This window comes from Hymenobacter ginkgonis (genome assembly GCF_009755225.1).
Classification (GTDB): domain Bacteria; phylum Bacteroidota; class Bacteroidia; order Cytophagales; family Hymenobacteraceae; genus Hymenobacter; species Hymenobacter ginkgonis.
This window is the reverse complement of record NZ_WQKZ01000006.1, coordinates 36,915-54,761: the sequence shown is the minus strand read 5'-3', so window position 1 is coordinate 54,761 and position 17,847 is coordinate 36,915. Positions and strand designations below refer to the sequence as shown.

The window sequence follows — 17,847 nt, the reverse complement described above, 5'->3', positions numbered from 1 at the left end:
AGCTGTGCCTCCTCTAGCGTGCAGGGGGTAGGGCAACTGCTTTTTAGCGGCTATGCGCCGCCAAGCGCACCTTACCGAGCGTGTTGGGCAGTAGCCAAATTCGCGACCAACACTTCTTGTACCGTGGTCCACCGGATGTCGGGGTAGCGGGCATTATCCAGGGGCGCAAGCTTGGGCAAGCCTGTGAACATATTGTGCAGGTACTGCATACCCTGCCAGGGCGGAAATACCTCCTGGGGAGCAGGCACGAGGCGGCGCGTCACCTTAATCAGGAGTTTCAAGAGCCACAAGCCGCCTACGCGCAGGCGGCGGAAACGCTGGCCGGTAGCAGCGCTGGCCGCCGCCTGGAGGCCGCGCATGGTGGCCACTTCGCCGGCCACGCGCAGGTAGCGGGGCGTAGTGGGGTCGAGCGCCGCCGCGGCCGTGAAGGCGGCGGTGTTGGCGATGGTGGTGAAATCGAGCGGCTGGTCGGCACTGCCCCAATAAAGCACGCGCTTGATTTTGAACAGAATAACCGGAGCCTGCCCGGTTAGCAAGTCCATAAACATGCCGTTGAGGATGGAAGTAGCGGCGATGGGTGCTTGGTCGAGCCGCCGGCCAAACTCGCGGCGCAGGTCAAGGTTGCGGTTGGAGCCTTCGGGGAGCTTGGTAAAGTCGATGGAGTAGTCGGACGGGATGAAACGCGGCACGCCGGCCGCCACCGCTGCGTCGAGCAGCTGCGCTTGGGCAGTCACGATTACCTCGCGCAGCCCGGAGAGGGCCGATACCACGCAGGCCGCGCCGGCGCAAGCTTGCGTGAGCGCCGGGGCATCGTTGAAATCCACTTCCACCACCCCTACCCCCTGCTCGCGCAGGGAGGCAACTTGGGGCTTGGTGCTGCCGGGGCGCACCAGCGCCCGCACCGTGGCCCCGCGCTTGCGCAGTTCCTGCGCGATGCGGAAGCCTAAGTCGCCGGTGGCGCCGGCCAGCACGATGGGGGCTAATTCGGCGCTTGGGCCGCTTTGAGTAGTTGGGTTAGGCGCTGCCAAAATCGAACTTGTATTGTGAAGGGGTCGCAGCCTTTTGCTACAAGCTGAGCTCGGCAGTGCGCCGAAGCACTTGATACAGTTTTACTTTCTGGAAGGTTGTTCCGGGCTGCTGCTCACGGGTAGCCGTAGCCGAAATGGCGAGTCCGCCAAATACGTTTTGCTACCTACCTCCTCCCACTTGGCCCCAGCAAAAAGCCCCTGCCAGCTAAGGGCAAGGGCTTTTTGTTGCTCAACCGGCGAGAGCCAGGTGTACGCGGCAGCGACTACATCTTGGATTTTGTTTTCATTGTGCCGTCGCTGCTTTTCGTCTTGCCGCTTTTGCGCATCGTGTGCTTGCTGCTGCGGTCGGTGCTCGATGTATTATCCATGCGGCCGCTGGAATTAGTCGTTTGGTCAGTGGTAGTGCTGCCGGCGCTCGGCATGTTGGAAGGGGTGCCGGTTTGGGCGCCCGGCGCAGTGCCTGGTGCTACAGTTTGGGCCAGGGCAGCGCTGGTAGCAAAGGCAAATGTGGCGGCTAAAAGCAAGGCAGCTTTCATAGGAAAAGGAATTAATGGGTGAGAAAAAGCAAATAGTATTTGCTATACGTAGTACGCTACCAACTGTTTACGTTGGCACTACTCCTCGGCCAGCCACTGCGTGGCCCAGTACTGGCCGGGGCCAAAAAACAGCTGCAGCACCTCGTCCGTGAGTTTTAGGCCATTGGCGCTATTGGTCAGGAACAGGAGGCTTTCCTTTTTGCCGGGTAGGGCCAGGAAGAAGCCTTTGAAGTCGCCGTTGTCGCCCCAGTGCCAGCGGGCGGGGCCTTGGCTGGTGGCCGCCAGCCCCACGCCGCAGGCCCAGTCAATAGCGGCATCGGCGGGGGTGGTCGGCACACCACAGCGGTTGGCCGCGTTGGCGGGGGTAGCTAGTAGCCGGGCCGTGGCGGGCTTCAGGCCGCGGCCGGCTACCAAGGCTTGCAGAAAGCGGTTGTAGTCGGTGGCCGTGGTGAGCAAGGAGTAGGCCCCGTAGGGCTCCGTAAACTTATGGCTGGTGGTAGGCTGGCCCTTTTCGTCGTGGCCAGCACAGGCAACGGCGGCAAATGCAGCGCGCCAAATGAAGCTGCTGCTGGCCATACGCAGCGGCCCAAAAACCTCCTGCTGCGCCAGCACCTCAAACGACTTGCCGGTAAGATGCTCCAGCGTTTTTTGGAGAAACACATAGCCTTCGCCAGAGTAATTCCAGCAGCTATCGGGTGCGTATTTGAGGTGCAACGCCGACGTTTTCCAGGTGGGTCCGAGTGGGTGCTCGGCCCAGTTGGGCAAGCCCGCCGCATGCGCCAGCACCAAGCGGGCGGTGATGTTGTCGGCACGGGGTTCGTGCAGCAGCCGGGGGTAGGGATAATACGTTAGCAGAGGTTTATCCAGGTCCAGCAGGCCGCGGTCGTGCAGCCGCAGCGCGGTGTATGCCAGAATAACCTTGCCTAGCGAGGCGGCTTGAAACACACTGTTAGCGGTTACGGCCTGGGTAGTGCCGGCTCGGCGCAAGCCTAAGTTGTAGGTGGTTACGGTGCTGCCTTTGGTATAGACTAGCTGCATGCCAGGCACATTTTCCTTTTTGAGCAGCGCGATTAAGTTGGCTTGTTGGGCGGTGGCGGCCCGGCCGGCAAGCAGCAGGAGCAGCAACGGTAGAAATAAGCGCATTACCATGTGTTAGTGGGGGCGGGAGGCGTACACGTCAATGGCTTCTATAGAAGCTTCGTCGCCGTGGGCGGCCACATAGGCTTGGGCACGCTGGAGGTAGCGCACTTGGTGTTCGTGGCTAACCAGCGGCCCCGCCGACAGCCCGGCCGCCCTATCCAGCGCCCGGAAGGCCAGTTGCTCGGCCGGCTCGGGCTGGGGCCAGCGCGGACCAAAGTTGCGCACCGCCAGGTACATGAGCTTGGCGCGGCCAGGGCGAGTGCCACCCGCCAGGCAGGCCTGGTAAAACATGTAGTGCGTATCGCGCCACGGCCGGGCGCGCACGTGGCAGGCCACGTCGTGCACGATGGAGGCGTAGACGTAGTCGCCGGTGAAAGGCGAACCCACCAGCGTCCACAGCACCCGCGGGATGCTCGCCCCATCGACAATGCTGCCGCTCGGCGCCTCCCACACGGTGCCGTCGATGGCTTCGGTGAAGGCAAAATTTTCGAGCAGCCGCACGTTGCGGTTAGGCGCGCCGGGCGTGTCGATGAACTCGATTTTGGGCGTCGCCGAAAATTCGCCGGCGGCGGGGTCTTCCGTAATGGGCATGGTGGCTGGTTGTTTTCAGAAGGGTGCGCGAACAAAAACCACGCATTATGCCCACCAAAGTAGGGGTAAAAGTAAGCTTTTTGCCCGGTGAGCACGTATTCACTCCCAACGCTTTTATCCGTTTCTTAGCTATGCGCAAGCTTTTAGTGGGGCTGCTAGGCAGCTACTTGGCCATGCCGGTGGCCGGGGCGTGCCCGTGGTGCCGGCCGCGGGTGCAGGCCGGCATTTATAACGCGGCCTACCCCACCTATATGGTGCTGGTGCTGCTGCCCGTGGCCGTGCTGCTGGTGCTGGGGGTAGGCCTGTTTTACTGGGATAAAATTCGGACTTCTTTACTGGCTATCTATGCAAACCGCTAACACAGGGGCTCCCCAGCGCACGCCGCTGGTGGCGGCTGGCCTCTTGCTTGGGGCGGGCCTGGGGGGCTTTGTCGATGGCATTGTGCTGCACCAGATTTTGCAGTGGCACAATATGTTATCGGGGCAAGTACCGCCCGATACGCTGGTGCGCGCCAAAATCAACATGTATTGGGATGGCCTGTTTCACGCGGCGGTGTGGGTGCTTACGGCCGTGGGGCTGCGGCTGCTGTGGGCCGCTACCGGCCGGGCCGATGTGCCGCATTCGGGCCGCACGCTGGGGGGCGGCCTGCTCCTGGGCTGGGGCGCATTTAATGTCATAGAAGGCCTCCTTGACCACGAGATACTGGGCCTGCACCACGTGTATGAGTACACGCCCAACCACCTGCCGGCCGATATGAGCTTTCTGGCGTTTGGGCTAGTACTGCTGCTGGCGGGTGGGGCGCTGGTGCGGGCTGGGCGGGCCTAGCTGCGCAGGCGGGGCGCCCTACCCCCCGCTTTCCGCGTAGAGGAGGTTGCCCATACTTCTGCGATGCTCCCTGCCTACCACATTGGCTGTTCCGGCTTTTCGTTTCGCGACTGGAAAGGCGTGTTCTACCCGCCCGAGCTGCCACCGCGCAAGTGGCTGGCCTACTACTGCTCGCAGTTTAATACGCTGGAGCTGAACGTGACTTTCTACCGCATGCCGACGCTAAAGGCATTCGAAACCTGGTACGACCAAAGCCCGGCCGGCTACCAGTTTGCCGTGAAAGCGCCGCGGCTGGTGACGCATTACAAAAAATTCAACGCCGACGCGCAGCCCCTCCTGGCTGATTTTTACGGCACCGTGCGCGAAGGGCTGCGCGACAAGTTGGGGCCGGTGCTGTTTCAACTGCCGCCCAAGGCGGCCTACACCGACGAGCTGGCCCAGCGCCTAGTCGAGAGCCTCGACCCCAGCTTTACCAACGTGGCCGAGTTTCGCCACCCCAGCTGGTGGGAGGCTGAGCCTCAGCGCTTACTCACGCGGCGCGGCATTGCGTTTGTGGGCCAGAGCTACCCCCCACCGCTAGAGCTGCCCGACGAAGTGGTAGCGAACACGCCGGTGCTGTATTACCGTTTCCACGGCGTGCCCGAACTCTATAAATCGGCCTATAGCCCAGCGTTTCTGGCCCGCATTGCGGCGGAAATAAAAGCGGCCCGCAACGTGCAGCACGTGTACCTGTATTTCAACAACGGCATGGGCGGCGTGGGCGTGCACAATGCCCGCCAGATGCAGGCGCTGCTGGCTACCTAACGGCGCTTCGGGGCGCCCAAAAGCTGGTATAAAAGGCACTAACCCCGCGCCAGCCGCCGAGCGCCCGGCCGAAACATGCGCGCCCGCGGTCCGTTTGGGAAGCAGCGGTGGGGAAACCATTTGGCGTTCGGTTCCTCTTTATTGCTTTCCTACCCCCCTATTTTATGACAACTACCACGGCCTCCCAGCTCGACGAAGTACCTTTTGAAAACCCTTTTGTAGACGAGTTGCGCGGCGAAGTATCCGGCAATAAAGGGTCGCGGCAGGTGCCTGGCTACTGCTACTCGCGGGTGGCGCCTACCCCCGTGCGTGCCCCGCACCTACTCGCTTGGTCCGAGGAACTAGGCGAGTTTTTAGGCCTGGCGAGACCCACGCCGCGCGGTGCGGCGGTGGCTATGCTGGCAGGCAACATTCTTACGCCCAGCATGAAGCCCTTTGCAGCGCGCTACGGCGGGCACCAATTTGGCAACTGGGCGGGCCAGCTCGGCGACGGCCGGGCCATTTCGCTGGGCCAGGTAGCGGCCGTGGATGGTTCGCGCTGGGAAATTCAACTCAAAGGCGCCGGCCCTACCCCCTACTCGCGCCGCGCCGATGGCCGGGCGGTGCTGCGCTCGTCGCTACGCGAGTTTTTGTGTAGCGAAGCTATGCACTACCTCGGCGTGCCCACTACCAGGGCCCTGAGCCTGGTCGAAACCGGCGACAAGGTGGTGCGCGATATGTTTTACAACGGCAATGCTGCGCCCGAGCCGGGCGCCATTGTGGCGCGGGTGGCGCCCACGTTTATCCGCTTCGGCAACTTTCAGATAATGACGGCCAACGGCGAGCTAGACAACCTGCGTGCCCTGGCCGACTACACCATTCGCCACCACTACCCCGAGCTAGGCGACCCCTCGCCGGAAGTGTATCTGCGCTGGTTTGCCGAAATAGCGCGGCGTACGGCCGTCATGGTGGCCCACTGGATGACCGTCGGCTTCGTGCACGGCGTCATGAACACCGATAATATGTCTATCCTTGGGCTCACCATCGACTACGGCCCCTACGGCTGGCTCGAACCCTACGACCCCGACTGGACCCCCAATACCACCGACTTTGGCTCGCGGCGCTACGCCTTCGGCCAGCAGCCCCGCATTGCTATGTGGAACCTCATGGCCTTGGCCCAAGCGCTTTCGCCCCTGGTAGCCGACCCGCAGGCGCTGCGCCCCAGCCTCGATATATACGCCGACACCCTGGCCACTACCCAGCACGAGCTGCTGCTGCGCAAGCTGGGCCTTACCCCCCTCACGCCGGCCAAAGACCTGGCCCTTACCGAAGCCCTACCCCCCGCATTGGCTGAGACGCAGGTGGATATGACGATTTTCTTCCGGCAGCTCTCGCACTTGGCGCCGGCTTTGCTGGCCGCCGCCAGCGATGAAGACGCGTTGTTTAGCGAGCTGCTCGCCCAGGCGGCCTACGCAGTGGCGCCGGGCACGGCGGCGGTGCTACTCGATTGGCTGCACCGCTACGCCCTGCGCCTGCGCCAAGAGCCAGCCAGCCCCGAAGCCGTCCGAAATGGCATGCTGCGGGCTAACCCCAAATACGTAATGCGCAACTACCTGGCTCAGCGCGCTATCGAAGCGGCTGAAACCGGTGACCTCTCTCTGCTTGAAGCACTGTTTGAAGTGTTGAAAACGCCGTTTGACGAGCATCCTGCGCACGACGAGCTAGCCGCCAAGCGGCCCGACTGGGCCCGCGATAAGCCAGGCAGCGCCACGTTGTCGTGCAGCTCCTGAACAACCAATAAGCTGTAATATAGAATATTATACATCAAAGCAACCATGGTCCGCCCGCCATACCTAGCGCAAGCTCAGCATGGCGGGCGGACCATTGTCATTAACCAAATTATACAGCCTATGCTTATATGGGGCATTAATAGCCAGCTAGCGAGCTGATTCTACTGACGAGCTTAAAATGTAAGTCTCTAATAGCTAACAATTTATCTTTCAAGCGAAATTAATTTTACTAGATTACTTCCTCTAAATCAACATTTTCCTGAGTGCTGACAGTACATTTATGCAGCTAATTATAATTATCACAATGTAAAATTGTATTTTTTAACTACTAACATCTAGTTGCTACTTGCTATCCTCGGCATTGCATAGAGTTTTCCACTATCCCAAACTTCTCTACTATTATGCTTGATAAAACGCCTACTACCAGCCAAGCAACGGGGGAATTGGCTAGCAAAAATGCGGCGAGCCTACCAACTGACTCAGCGGAACAGCTACTGCCTGGGCAAAAGCAAAGGTGGTTTGCTGGCCTCGATAGCATTCGTTTCCTTTTGGCCTTTGTAGTAGTCTTATCGCACTTCCAAAGCCCGATTACGACCAGCATGCGCCATTCAAGCTCCGCCTATCTGCGGCCGCTAGGTATGCTTGTGAATGTTTCCTGTACTGGGATTGCTGCTGTCATTGCCTTTTTTATAATTTCAGGCTTCGTCATTCATTACCCAAACAAAGCTGGCATAAGCAGCAAAGCCAGTTTTTACTCAAAACGACTCATCCGGGTATTAATTCCACTAGTAATTATCAGCTTACTTGGCATACCCTTCGGCAACCCTGAGAAAGCTGTGGTGTGGAGCTTATACTGCGAATTGATTTACTATATCATTTACCCCGCTTTGGTAGCAGCTCCTACTTCCTGGCGAACTAAATTACTAGTGTCTTTTGCAGTTTCCGGCTTACTCATTTTGACTGTTGGTTTACATGAAGTATTGTCTTTGCTTACGCAATCTGACCGTAACTACCATGGGGAGTTTTGGCAATTTGGGATTGGGCTTACTTGGATTATTGGTTTACCTTGTTGGTTACTAGGCGTTAATCTAGCAGAAAGGATTGATAACCAGCGCCAAGCAGTATCTACCAAGCGCATCCTACTAATTCGGGCAGCTATTATATCCCTCACTATTGGGGCGCAAATAGCCAAGTTTCATTTTTATTTCTCGTATATCATCGCTTTCACTTTGCTTGCCTTTCCAATAATGAAATGGCTAGAAATTGAAATCGTTTATTATAAATCAAATGCCCCGCTTCCTTTTCTAGAAAAGTGGGGAAAATTCTCCTATTCTTTGTATTTATGCCACCCTTTAATTCTCGCGGTTCTCGCAGTTACGCTACCGCTTACTAGCTACACTTACTTTCCTTATCTCTTTAGTTGCCTGGCTTTTTCCTACGGCTTTTACTTGATTTTGGAAAAGCCCGCTCACTTACTTGCTGCCCGAATGAGTATGCGTTTTAGTAAGCCCGCATTGAGCCGGCAGCTTATTCAAGCCAATCCCTCTTAAGTGCGTTACCCGCTCTGGGTAACGAAGGCAGTTTATTGGCTCCCTTCTGCTACTGATACCTAATCATTTAGCGTGATTAGGTATCCGTAGCGGCAAAAGCTGCAGGCATTGGCTCCTACCCCCTTAGTTCAGGCCAACTTTCCCTTTCATTGATTCAAACAGCTTGGGCGAATCGAAGCCTACCCCCTGCTTGAACACGATTTCCATTTGGCGGAGCTGATGAATGTCTTTTTCAGGGTCGCCATTCACTAGCACTAGGTCGGCCTGCTTACCGGCTTCGATGGTGCCGATGTCGCGGTCGCGGCCCAGGTATTTAGCGCCATTCAGGGTGCATATCTTGATGGCTTCGAGCGGCGTGAAACCGCCTTCGACGAGCAGTTCGATTTCGTGGCGGTTGGCGTAGCCGGCCACGGTGCGGCCCGCGCCGGTGGGGTCGGTGCCGGCTACCAGCAGCCCGCCCGCGTTGTAGAATTGCTTTTCCCAGCCTTGCTCCTTTTTGAAGAGCGCTACGCTGGCCGTGTCTTTGCCTTGGTTTTGCTGCCAAGTAGCCGTTTCGCGCGCTTGTAGCTGCGGCACCAGTGCTTCGAGGCCGCCCCCTAGCACTACTTCGCGGCCAGTGTAGGGCTCGAACACGGGCAACGTGGAAGTGAGCGCCACGTTCTTGCTAACCAAGTACTTGATGAGGTCAGCCATAGCTGGGCTGTTGGCTGGCAGGCGTTGCAGGGCTTGGCGGGCGGCGGGGTAGTCGGCTACATCGACGGTTTTATTGGGCACAAAGTCGGAGCTGGCCATGAAGCCGTGCTCCAGGTTGTCGATGCCGATTTCGGCGGCTTCGCGGTAAGTAAGGGCGCAGAGGTGGCCCGTTATTTTGAGGTGGCGTGGGTGCGCCTCGCGCACCACAGCCACGAGGTCGGCGCGGGTAGCGTGCATATACATTTTGAACGAAGTACAGCCGCGGTCGGCCCAAAACTTGGTGGTAGCGGCGGCTTCTTCGGGGCCGTGCACGATGTTCAGGGCCGGAATATCCATGCTGGGCTCCTCGATGTAGGGCGCCGTCACGTCCATATCGGGGCCAATAAACTTGCCTTCGCCGATGAGGCGCTTCAAGGCCAAATCGGTCTGCGGCTCGATGCTGCCAGCCGTGCGAATGGTGGTGGCGCCGCCCGCCAAGTACAGCCGCGGAAACGAGTACGGCATTTGGGCGATGTTAAAAAACCCGCCCGCTGGCATGGTGTAGTACAAGTGCTCGTGCAGCATTACCAGGCCCGGAATCAGCGTTTTACCGGTGCAATTGACTACCTCCGCCCCGGCCGGCACCTTCACTTTTTTGGCGCTACCTACTTGCTCGATGCGGCCGTTGCGCAGCAGCACGGTTTGGTGCAGCAAGGCGGGGCGACCGGTGCCGTCGATGATTTTGGCATCGGTAAGGGCCACGACCGGCGCCTGCACCTTGATAAATTCTTTCACCTGCGGGGTAAAGGTGGGCGGCGTAGGCGGAGCAGGCGCAATAGCCTGCGCCAAGCTGGGAGCTACGGGGGCCGCGCTGAGCGCCAGGCCGAGGAGTAGGTGTTTGGTCATCATAGCACGGAGCAAGGGGGTAGAAGTTAGCCGAGCAAAAGTAGGCCGCTACCGCCCGCTCTATTTTGCGTAGAGCTACCCATGCGTATTCCCTACCAGCAGCTTCAACAAGAATTTAAGCGTGTATTGCTGACGCTAGCCTTCCCCGAAGCCAAGGCCGAGCAGTGCGCCACGCTGTTTGCCGACAACAGCCGCGATGGCGTGTATACCCACGGCCTCAACCGCTTCCCTACTTTCGTGGGCCACGTAAAAACCGGCCTGGTGCAGCCCACTGCCGAGCCCGAACTGGTGGATGCCACCGGTTTGGTTGAGCGCTGGGACGGCCACCTGGGCCCCGGCCCCACCAACGCTACCACCTGCATGGCCCGCGCCATTGCCCTGGCCCAAGAGCATGGCATCGGCTGCGTAGCCTTGCGCAACACCAACCACTGGATGCGCGGCGGCACTTACGGCTGGCAGGCCGCCGAAGCTGGCTGCATCGGCGTGTGCTTCACCAATACTATCGCCAACGTGACGCCTTGGGGCGGCACCGAAGCGCGCCTCGGCAATAACCCGCTGGTGCTAGCGGTGCCGCGCCCCGCTGGCCACTTGGTGCTAGATATGGCAATTTCGCAGTTTTCCTTCGGTAAAATGAGCAGCTACGCCAAGGCTGGCGACGCCCTACCCGTGCCCGGCGGCTACGACCAAGCCGGCCACCTCACCACCGACCCGGCGGCCGTGCTGGCGTCGCAGCGCGCGGTGCCCATTGGCTTGTGGAAGGGCTCGGGGCTGGCGCTGATGCTCGATGTAGTGCTGGCGGCGCTAAGCGGTGGCCGCTCCACGGCCGACATTACCCAGGCGGGCCAAGAGTCGGGGGTGTCGCAGTGCTTCATCTGTATTCGGCAGCCGGCATTGCACGAAGCGGCCATTGAGGATATTTTGCGCTATACCAAAAGCAGCCCGCCCGGCCCTGGCAGCACAGGCGTTTTTTACCCCGGCGAGCAGTCGCTGGCCACGCGCCAAGCCAATTTGGCGCAGGGCATTCCGGTCGATGAGGCCTTGTGGCAGCAATTGCTCGCCCTCTAGGTAAAGCTGCATTCTCTGAAGATATTAAATCCCAGTCATGCGGAACGCCCTACCCCCTTTACTATGACCTACCACATTGGCTGTTCGGGCTATCACTACCGGCATTGGCGGGGCGTTTTTTACCCCGAAAAATTGCCCATGCGCCGGTGGTTTGAGTTTTATAGCCAGCATTTTCGGACGCTTGAACTGAACGTGACGTTCTACCGGTTTCCGCAATTATCATTTCTCGAAAACTGGTACGCCCAGGCGCCCGCCGACTTCCAATTTGCTGTGAAAGCGCCGCAGCTGATAACGCACTACAAGCAATTTCATGGGGTAGGGCAGTTGCTGGGCGACTTCTACGACACCACCGGCCGGGGCTTGCTCGATAAGCTTGGGCCGGTGCTATTTCAACTGCCGCCGCGTATGGCCTATGACCCCGACCGCTTGGCGCGCATCCTCGACTGCCTCGACCCTTCGTTTGTAAACGTGCTGGAATTCAGGCACGCCAGTTGGTGGCGCGAGGAAGTGTATGAAGCCCTGCGCCAGCGGCAGGTCACGTTTTCGGGCCAAAGCCACCCTTTGCTACCCAACGCGGTGATTGCCACATCGCCCACGCTCTACTACCGTTTTCACGGCGTGCCCGACCTCTACGCGTCTCCCTACCCCCTCGCAGCGCTGCAACGCTTTGCAGCCGAAGTAGCCGCCACGCCAGGAGTGGCACAGGCCTACTTGTATTTTAATAACGACATCGGCGGCTCGGCCATCGGCAATGCCCAGCAACTGCGCCAGCTACTAAGCTAGCGCACTTCTATTGCTGTTCAACAACTTACACTAAGCGCAGCTACAATTGCAGCAGTCGGGCCGCTATGGCATCATGGATGCTGGGCAGCTTCGTGCAAATGCGCGCGTCTACCACGTTGCCCCCAATGGTAGTGTTCTCGGTGGGTGCAGTTTTGAGTATCTTCTCTAGCCTGGCTTTCAACTCCTTGGACTGATAAGCTGACAAGGCCTTAAGAACTAGCAGCTTAACAAAAGGCCTGGCATTGGGGCTGGCCAGCACCTTCAACAGCTGCTGCTCGGCCAGGGGGGTAGGGGCCGCAATAAGCGCCCGGGCAGCCGAAGCCTGCGCATGAAAATTGGTGCTATCGCGCAAGAAGGGCAGCAGGGGTTCGGTAGGCACCGGCAGGCTCAGGTGGTAGATGGTTTCGAGGGCCACGTGCTGCAAAGCAAAAGTCCGCATCTCGGTGCGGGTACGGGCGGGGGGTAGGGCCAGCGACGTGGTTATGAGCTTGTTGATATACACCAAATCGTAGGGCTGCCCGTGGTAGCGCTGAAAAATCGCCGTCATCGTGGGCTCGTACACCGCCTTGGGTACCGGTGCCTGGTGGTAACTGTGGCGGTAGGTAGCGGCTACCGTGCCGGCACGCATTACGGCAAAGCCCGCCGTGGGGGTAGCCATGGCATAGGTATTATCCGCCCGTTTTTGGAGGAAGAAATAGCAAGAATCGACCCGCTCCAACTCGAATATCGGCCCCACGGCCGTGCGCGTGCACACGTGCAAATCGTAGAAGCTGGCAATGTGCAACTCCCCCGTGAGAGTACCGCCGGCCAAGGATTTCACTACTGTAGCCGTAATACCCTTTTGCGCATCAACGGCCGTGACGCGGGCCAGCACAAAATAATCGGCCTTCTTGATTACTTCTTCTTGCCAAGGCTCATCCCAGGTAGTAGCCTGCGCCAGGCGGCTGCCAAAGAGCACCGATAGCAAGAAGATGAACTTAAAAACTCGCATTGGATAAACGTAGGAATAGAATAGTATAGGGACTAAATGACCCTAAAATTAAGCAAAAAATAAGCTCCACCCGGCAAAGGGTGGAGCTTGACTTTTTTAACGGGCAGTAGTGAGCGCGGCCGTGGTGCGCGGCGGCGAACTGGCGCTTACGCGCCACAGCTTGTTGCCAGCATCATCGGTTATGAGCAGGGCGCCATCGGGCAGGGTTACTACCCCCACCGGGCGGCCATAGGCTTTGTCAGAATCACCGCCCACGAGGAAACCGGTGAGGAAATCTTCGGGCTTGCCCGCTGGCTTACCATTCTGAAAAGGCACAAATGCCACCTTGTAGCCCGAGTAGGCCGAACGGTTCCAGGAGCCGTGCTCCCCCACAAACGCGCCCTTTTGGTACTTGGCCGGGAAGGCAGCTTTGTCGTAGAACGTGAGGCCGAGGGCGGCCACGTGGGCGCCCATCGGCACGTCGGGCACCACTGCTTTTTTCACGAGGTCGGGGCGCTCGTTTTTGCGGCGCGGGTCTTCATTTTGGCCGTAGTATGAGTAAGGCCAGCCGTAGAAACCGCCTTCTTTTACGCTAGTGATGTAGTCGGGCACCAATTCATCGCCCAACTCATCGCGCTCGTTCACGGCCGCCCACAGGGTGGTAGTGCCGGGGTACCAGGCCAGGCCAATGGGATTGCGCAGGCCGCTGGCGTACACTTTTTCGCCCGTGCCGTCGGGGTTGATTTGCAGGATATTGGCGCGGCGCACTTCATTGGCCGGGCCGTGCTCCTGCACGTTGCTGCCCGAGCCTACAGTTACGTAAATTTTCGAGTTATCCTTGCTGGCCAGCAAGTTGCGCGTCCAGTGGTTGTTATAGCCACCTTCGGGCAAGTCGAGAATCTTCTGGCCGGGAGCCGTGATTTTCGTAGCGCCGGGCTGGTACGGAAACTTCAGTACGCCATTGGTATTCGCCACGTAAAACGAATTGCCGAGCACCAGCATCCCGAAGGGTTGGTTGAGACCAGACAAGAACACGGTGCGCACATCGGGCACACCGTCGCCATTGGTATCGCGGAAGAGCGTGATGCGGTTGGCACTAGTGGGTTGGAGCGAACGCGACCTATCTAGGTGCAAAGCGGCAGCAATCTCCTTCTTGGTGCCTTTGGGCAGGGTAGTCGCCTCGGCCACCAATACATCGCCGTTGGGCGCTACGTAGGCCCAGCGTGGGCTTTCGAGCTTACCCGCAAACTCGGTTACGGTGAAGCCGGCTGGGGCGGTTGGGGTTTTGCCCGCGGGCCAATCGATGATATCAACCCGGTGCGTAACGGACTTGCTCTCGTAGGGGGCCGGCAGGTGCACGGCCTCATCCTGGGGCGTGGTCACGGTTTTGGCGGGCGTTTCGGCCTGGGCTTGCTGCTTTTCCTCTTGGCTGGGGCCACTGCTGCACGCAGCTAGCAAACCCAGCGCTGGAAGCAAATACGCATAAGTCGGAATTTTCATAGTACTGGTTTAGAAGTAAAGCTGGCCCTGAAGTCAGCCGTTCACAGTTGCCTCATTTTACTGACTACGCGCACAATAGTTGCCTGCTTGCGCACCCTACTCCCCTTAGGTGGCTGAGCCATGCGCGGCAGCTACTTACACAAAAAAGGCAGGCTCCTTGCGGAACCTGCCTTTTTGCCGTGGTAGGAGTGGCGATGGGCAGTCACTCCTGCCTTGGAGCCTTACTTACGCTTGGCGGGTGCCTTTTTCACGGGGGCCTTGCGGCTGCGAGGAGCGCCGGTGCCCGTCGTTTTCTTGCCGGGCAGCTTCTGGCCTGTAGCGCGCAGCTCCGAGATGCTCGGGGCGGGGCCATACTTGGCTTCGGCAGCGTTGGTTTCGCCCGTCAGGTAGGGGTCGAAGTCAACGCGACGGTTCAGGGCCTGGCCAGCGGCCGTTTTGTTGTCGGCAATGGGCTTGGTTTCGCCATAGCCGCGGGCTTCGATGCGCTCAGCCGGGATGCCTTTGCTCAGCATATACTTGCGGGCAGCGGCGGCGCGCTCGTAGCTCAGGCGCAGGTTATAGTCGTCGGCGCCTTTGCTGTCGGTGTGGCCGGCAATGCTGAGCGAGTAGTCCGGGTAATCGTTCATAATCTGCACCATCTGCTGCAGACGAGTGTTCGACGAGGGCTTCAGCGTAGCCTTATTGAAGTCGAAGTTGATGTACTTGGTAGCCTCGTTGAGGATTTTCTTAGCCTCGGCCTTAATCTCGGGGCAGCCTTTGTTGCTGGCGGGGCCGGCACGGTCGGGGCAGCGGTCCTGGAAGTCCGGCACGCCGTCGCCATCGCGGTCGAGCGGGCAACCAGTCGCGTCTACTTTCACGCCCGCTGGGGTGCCGGGGCACTTATCCTGGTAGTCGGCTACGCCGTCACCATCCGAGTCAACTGGGCAGCCCGAAGCATCGACGCGCACGCCGGCTGGGGTGTTGGGGCACTTGTCGTCGTTGTCGGCTACGCCGTCCCCGTCGGCGTCGGGGCAGCCTTGCAGGGCAGCCAGGCCTTTCACGTCGGGGCATTTATCCTGGTAGTCGGCTACACCGTCACCGTCGGTATCGAGCGGGCAACCGGTCGCATCCACTTTTACCCCGGCTGGGGTGTCGGGGCATTTGTCTTTGTTATCCGACACGCCGTCGCCGTCCGTGTCTTTGGCTTTGCCCAGGGCAAAGGTCAAGCCCGCCGAGTGCACCAAAAAGCGGTCGTACAGCTTATCGTTAGAGTTCGAAACGTTGTCTATCCGGTCCGTGAGGGGGTAGTGCTGGCTGGTTTGGATGTCGAGAGACACCACCGACGAGAGGCGGAAGCGAATACCTGCCGCGCCAAACACCTCAAATACCCGCATCTGGTTAGAGAACGTGCCTGGCGTAACTACGCCCGCGTTCGTAACGGTGAGGTAGTTGCCGCCGCTATTGGCCGCAAACAAGCCACCGCCACCCATCAGGTAAGGCTGGAGGAAGAAATCTTCGCGCAGGATGTGGCCGTTGTTGAGCTTCAGTTTAAGGCCCAGGTCTACCATGCCAATGCGCGAGTTAAACTCGCGGTACGGCGCGTTGTCGCGCACAAAACGGTAGTTCTGGAGGTTACCCAGCAAGCTCAGGTCGAAGGAAGGCGACAGGTAGCGCGAAATATGCGCACCTACCCCCACTTGGGCGGGAGAGAAGAGCCGACCGAAGTCGGAGCCGAAGTTGCCGTGGTATTGCAACAGGCTGACGTTGGCGCCGATGGCGGTTTTTCGGTCGGGCGTTTGGGCCTGCGCAGTAGGAGCTACCAGTCCGGTAGCCAACAATACGGCCGGCACTAGCGCCCGAAGTGGGGTGAAGTGTTTATTCATAAAAAAATGGGAGAGGTGAGCGAGTGGAAAACACCTGTTATGGCTCCTACTACGCAAAACTTAACCAAGGGATAATAAAAAGCCCGTCGCTAGTTAGTATATTTTTGATTATCAGACATAAAACCCTATCGATTGTACTGTTTTTCTTTCTAGAGATGCTAAAGAATAGCTCCGTAGCCCGCCGTAGTGACTGCAAGCTTCCTACCCCCATAAAACGATAGTACCGCAGCGGGCAGCCCACTGCGGTACTATCGCTATCAAGTAGTTGCTGAGGTCAAAGCTCCGCTTAGCTAATAGCCGGGGTTCTGTGTTAGTACGCCCCCGCTGAGGTCAATTTGGGATTGCGGGATGGGGAAAATTTCATTTTTCCCCTTTACAAATGTTTTGCCGTGGGCAGCATAAGCGGGCACAATACGGCCAGCCTGCACGCTCTCTTGGCGCACAAGGTCGAAAAAGCGGTCGTGCTCCATGGCTAGCTCCACCCGGCGCTCGCGCCAGATATTAGCCAGCGTAGGGGCCGCCGCGGCTAGGCCAGCGCGGGCACGCACCAGGGTTAGGTCGGTGGTAGCCGCGGCCGTGTTGCCGAGTTGCACTGCCGCTTCTGCGTTGATGAGTAGCACCTCGGCGTAGCGCATGATGCGGATATTCTTAGGCAAAAAATCGGTGTTGCCGCAATTAGGCTCTTTGGTGCGGCTGTGGTAGGCTTTGTAGCTGAAGCGCGACCCTTCTACCGAGTCTTGGCTTGGGATGCGGAAGCCATCCCACAGCACGGTGCCCGTGGAGCGCTGGCCAGCAGGAGCCGTCGGGTTGATGAAGATAATAGTGCCCGCACGGCGCACATCGCCCGCTTCGTACGCGTTGGCCAAGCTTGCCGAGGGCGTATTGAAGCCAAAGCCTAGGTCTGACCAGCCGTATTTGCCGCCCGAGCGCGGGCCTTGGGCCACCACGTAGAGTTGCAAAGCCGAATTGTTGCAGGCCGCATTCACGCCGGTTTGCACTTCAAAAATCGACTCCGAGTTGTTGTTGCCCACCGTGCGCCAAATGTCGGCGTAGTTACCGTAGAGCGAATAGGCCCCGCTGGTAATTACGGCGCTGGTGAGGTCGTAGGCCTTCTGGTAATTCTTTTGGTAGAGGTATACCTTAGCCAGCATGGCCTGGGCGGCCGTTTTGTTGGCGCGGCCAACATCGGTACCAGCTTTGGCGGGCAAGTTATCCACAGCAAACTGCAAGTCGCTGATGATAAAGGCATAGATATCGGCCGCCGAAGCCCGGGTTTGAAGGGCAGGGTTGTTTACATCGCCCACGCTGGGCACGCGGTCGAGCAGGGGCACGCCGCCAAACAGCCGCACCAGATTGAAGTAGAAGTAGCCGCGCAAAAAGCGCACTTCGGCCAGCTGCCGGTTCTTAATGCTGGCATCGGCCGGGCTCAGCGGAATTTTATCCAGGGCCTGGTTGGCACGAGCAATCGCCTGGAAGTGGCCGTTCCAGACGTTGTTGACGTTACTGTTGGTGGGGGTAGCCGTGAAGTTATCAATATTGGCGGCGTCGTTGTAGTCGCTGGGGGTACTGCCCTTGTCGGCATCGTCAGACGCAATATCACTCAGCACAACCAGCTGAAAGCCATTCACATCAGCCCCAAAGCCACCGCTGAGGTACAGCGCATCGTACACGCCATCGACCAGCTTTTGGGCGGCCGCGGGGTCGGCTTTAATGGCTTCTTCGCTCAGCTGGCCCTGCGGGGCCACGTCGAGGAAGGTTTTGCAGCCGCTGGCCACTGCCAGCGACAGAGCCAGGGCGGCCGTGCCGGCCCGGCGCACTATCGTAAAGTGGGTGGGTTTCATAGAGA

General features: G+C 59.0%; 16 protein-coding genes. 7 read left to right on the top strand and 9 right to left on the bottom strand.

Annotated features, from left to right (window positions below):
- Positions 1-71: 71 nt before the first annotated feature.
- From GO988_RS20150 to GO988_RS20135, 4 genes are all read right to left on the bottom strand, one after another.
- On the bottom strand, positions 72-1,028 hold the full coding sequence (locus GO988_RS20150) for an NmrA family NAD(P)-binding protein (RefSeq protein WP_232341618.1): 957 nt from the start codon (positions 1,026-1,028) through the stop codon (positions 72-74).
- Between the two features lie 263 nt (positions 1,029-1,291).
- Positions 1,292-1,564, bottom strand: a complete 273-nt coding sequence (locus tag GO988_RS20145; protein ID WP_157568989.1) for a hypothetical protein — start codon at positions 1,562-1,564, stop codon at positions 1,292-1,294.
- Between the two features lie 78 nt (positions 1,565-1,642).
- The gene (locus tag GO988_RS20140) at positions 1,643-2,707 is read right to left on the bottom strand and encodes a serine hydrolase domain-containing protein (RefSeq protein WP_198172935.1); all 1,065 of its coding nucleotides are present in this window, start codon (positions 2,705-2,707) and stop codon (positions 1,643-1,645) included.
- A gap of 9 nt (positions 2,708-2,716) precedes the next feature.
- A complete protein-coding gene (locus GO988_RS20135) occupies positions 2,717-3,295 on the bottom strand; it encodes a DUF1353 domain-containing protein (protein ID WP_157568985.1) in 579 nt (192 codons plus the stop codon).
- A 131-nt stretch (positions 3,296-3,426) separates the two neighbouring features.
- Between GO988_RS20135 and GO988_RS20130 the strand changes: the two genes are divergently transcribed.
- The 5 genes from GO988_RS20130 to GO988_RS20110 all read left to right on the top strand — a co-directional run bounded on the left by GO988_RS20130 (position 3,427) and on the right by GO988_RS20110 (position 8,243).
- Positions 3,427-3,654, top strand: a complete 228-nt coding sequence (locus GO988_RS20130) for a hypothetical protein (protein ID WP_157568983.1) — start codon at positions 3,427-3,429, stop codon at positions 3,652-3,654.
- The gene (locus tag GO988_RS20125; protein WP_157568981.1) at positions 3,641-4,120 is read left to right on the top strand and encodes a DUF2243 domain-containing protein; all 480 of its coding nucleotides are present in this window, start codon (positions 3,641-3,643) and stop codon (positions 4,118-4,120) included. The genes GO988_RS20130 and GO988_RS20125 overlap by 14 nt, the downstream gene beginning before the upstream one ends.
- Positions 4,121-4,183: 63 nt before the next feature.
- Positions 4,184-4,924 carry a DUF72 domain-containing protein gene (locus GO988_RS20120; protein ID WP_157568979.1) on the top strand — a complete coding sequence of 247 codons (741 nt, stop codon included), beginning with the start codon at positions 4,184-4,186 and terminating at the stop codon, positions 4,922-4,924.
- Between the two features lie 164 nt (positions 4,925-5,088).
- On the top strand, positions 5,089-6,693 hold the full coding sequence (locus GO988_RS20115; protein ID WP_157568977.1) for a protein adenylyltransferase SelO: 1,605 nt from the start codon (positions 5,089-5,091) through the stop codon (positions 6,691-6,693).
- A gap of 401 nt (positions 6,694-7,094) precedes the next feature.
- Positions 7,095-8,243 (top strand): acyltransferase family protein, encoded by a 1,149-nt coding sequence (locus GO988_RS20110; RefSeq protein ID WP_157568976.1) that lies wholly within the window; start codon positions 7,095-7,097, stop codon positions 8,241-8,243.
- Positions 8,244-8,366: 123 nt separating this feature from the next.
- On the opposite strand, the gene GO988_RS20105 is transcribed toward GO988_RS20110, so the two are convergent.
- The gene (locus GO988_RS20105) at positions 8,367-9,824 is read right to left on the bottom strand and encodes an amidohydrolase family protein (protein ID WP_157568974.1); all 1,458 of its coding nucleotides are present in this window, start codon (positions 9,822-9,824) and stop codon (positions 8,367-8,369) included.
- A 78-nt stretch (positions 9,825-9,902) separates the two neighbouring features.
- Here GO988_RS20105 and yiaK point away from each other — a divergent pair, with 78 nt between their 5' ends.
- Together yiaK and GO988_RS20095 are read left to right on the top strand one after the other, a co-directional pair.
- The gene (yiaK, locus tag GO988_RS20100; protein ID WP_157568972.1) at positions 9,903-10,886 is read left to right on the top strand and encodes a 3-dehydro-L-gulonate 2-dehydrogenase; all 984 of its coding nucleotides are present in this window, start codon (positions 9,903-9,905) and stop codon (positions 10,884-10,886) included.
- Positions 10,887-10,949: 63 nt separating this feature from the next.
- Positions 10,950-11,669 carry a DUF72 domain-containing protein gene (locus GO988_RS20095; protein WP_157568970.1) on the top strand — a complete coding sequence of 240 codons (720 nt, stop codon included), beginning with the start codon at positions 10,950-10,952 and terminating at the stop codon, positions 11,667-11,669.
- Positions 11,670-11,709: 40 nt separating this feature from the next.
- On the opposite strand, the gene GO988_RS20090 is transcribed toward GO988_RS20095, so the two are convergent.
- From GO988_RS20090 to GO988_RS20075, 4 genes are all read right to left on the bottom strand, one after another.
- Positions 11,710-12,660: a hypothetical protein gene (locus GO988_RS20090; protein WP_157568968.1), complete on the bottom strand. Its 951-nt coding sequence runs from the start codon at positions 12,658-12,660 to the stop codon at positions 11,710-11,712.
- Between the two features lie 96 nt (positions 12,661-12,756).
- The gene (locus tag GO988_RS20085) at positions 12,757-14,139 is read right to left on the bottom strand and encodes a PQQ-dependent sugar dehydrogenase (RefSeq protein WP_157568966.1); all 1,383 of its coding nucleotides are present in this window, start codon (positions 14,137-14,139) and stop codon (positions 12,757-12,759) included.
- Between the two features lie 221 nt (positions 14,140-14,360).
- Positions 14,361-16,001, bottom strand: a complete 1,641-nt coding sequence (locus GO988_RS24670; protein ID WP_157568964.1) for an OmpA family protein — start codon at positions 15,999-16,001, stop codon at positions 14,361-14,363.
- A gap of 290 nt (positions 16,002-16,291) precedes the next feature.
- Positions 16,292-17,842: a RagB/SusD family nutrient uptake outer membrane protein gene (locus tag GO988_RS20075; RefSeq protein WP_157568961.1), complete on the bottom strand. Its 1,551-nt coding sequence runs from the start codon at positions 17,840-17,842 to the stop codon at positions 16,292-16,294.
- Between the last annotated feature and the right edge of the window lie 5 nt (positions 17,843-17,847).

Coding starts and splice junctions, on each gene's coding strand:
- GO988_RS20145 (WP_157568989.1), bottom strand. CDS start 1,564: ATGAAAGCTGCCTTGCTTTTAGCCGCCACATTTGCCTTTGCTACCAGC.
- GO988_RS20140 (WP_198172935.1), bottom strand. CDS start 2,707: ATGCGCTTATTTCTACCGTTGCTGCTCCTGCTGCTTGCCGGCCGGGCC.
- GO988_RS20135 (WP_157568985.1), bottom strand. CDS start 3,295: ATGCCCATTACGGAAGACCCCGCCGCCGGCGAATTTTCGGCGACGCCC.
- GO988_RS20130 (WP_157568983.1), top strand. CDS start 3,427: ATGCGCAAGCTTTTAGTGGGGCTGCTAGGCAGCTACTTGGCCATGCCG.
- GO988_RS20125 (WP_157568981.1), top strand. CDS start 3,641: ATGCAAACCGCTAACACAGGGGCTCCCCAGCGCACGCCGCTGGTGGCG.
- GO988_RS20120 (WP_157568979.1), top strand. CDS start 4,184: ATGCTCCCTGCCTACCACATTGGCTGTTCCGGCTTTTCGTTTCGCGAC.
- GO988_RS20115 (WP_157568977.1), top strand. CDS start 5,089: ATGACAACTACCACGGCCTCCCAGCTCGACGAAGTACCTTTTGAAAAC.
- GO988_RS20110 (WP_157568976.1), top strand. CDS start 7,095: ATGCTTGATAAAACGCCTACTACCAGCCAAGCAACGGGGGAATTGGCT.
- GO988_RS20105 (WP_157568974.1), bottom strand. CDS start 9,824: ATGATGACCAAACACCTACTCCTCGGCCTGGCGCTCAGCGCGGCCCCC.
- yiaK (WP_157568972.1), top strand. CDS start 9,903: ATGCGTATTCCCTACCAGCAGCTTCAACAAGAATTTAAGCGTGTATTG.
- GO988_RS20095 (WP_157568970.1), top strand. CDS start 10,950: ATGACCTACCACATTGGCTGTTCGGGCTATCACTACCGGCATTGGCGG.
- GO988_RS20090 (WP_157568968.1), bottom strand. CDS start 12,660: ATGCGAGTTTTTAAGTTCATCTTCTTGCTATCGGTGCTCTTTGGCAGC.
- GO988_RS20085 (WP_157568966.1), bottom strand. CDS start 14,139: ATGAAAATTCCGACTTATGCGTATTTGCTTCCAGCGCTGGGTTTGCTA.
- GO988_RS24670 (WP_157568964.1), bottom strand. CDS start 16,001: ATGAATAAACACTTCACCCCACTTCGGGCGCTAGTGCCGGCCGTATTG.
- GO988_RS20075 (WP_157568961.1), bottom strand. CDS start 17,842: ATGAAACCCACCCACTTTACGATAGTGCGCCGGGCCGGCACGGCCGCC.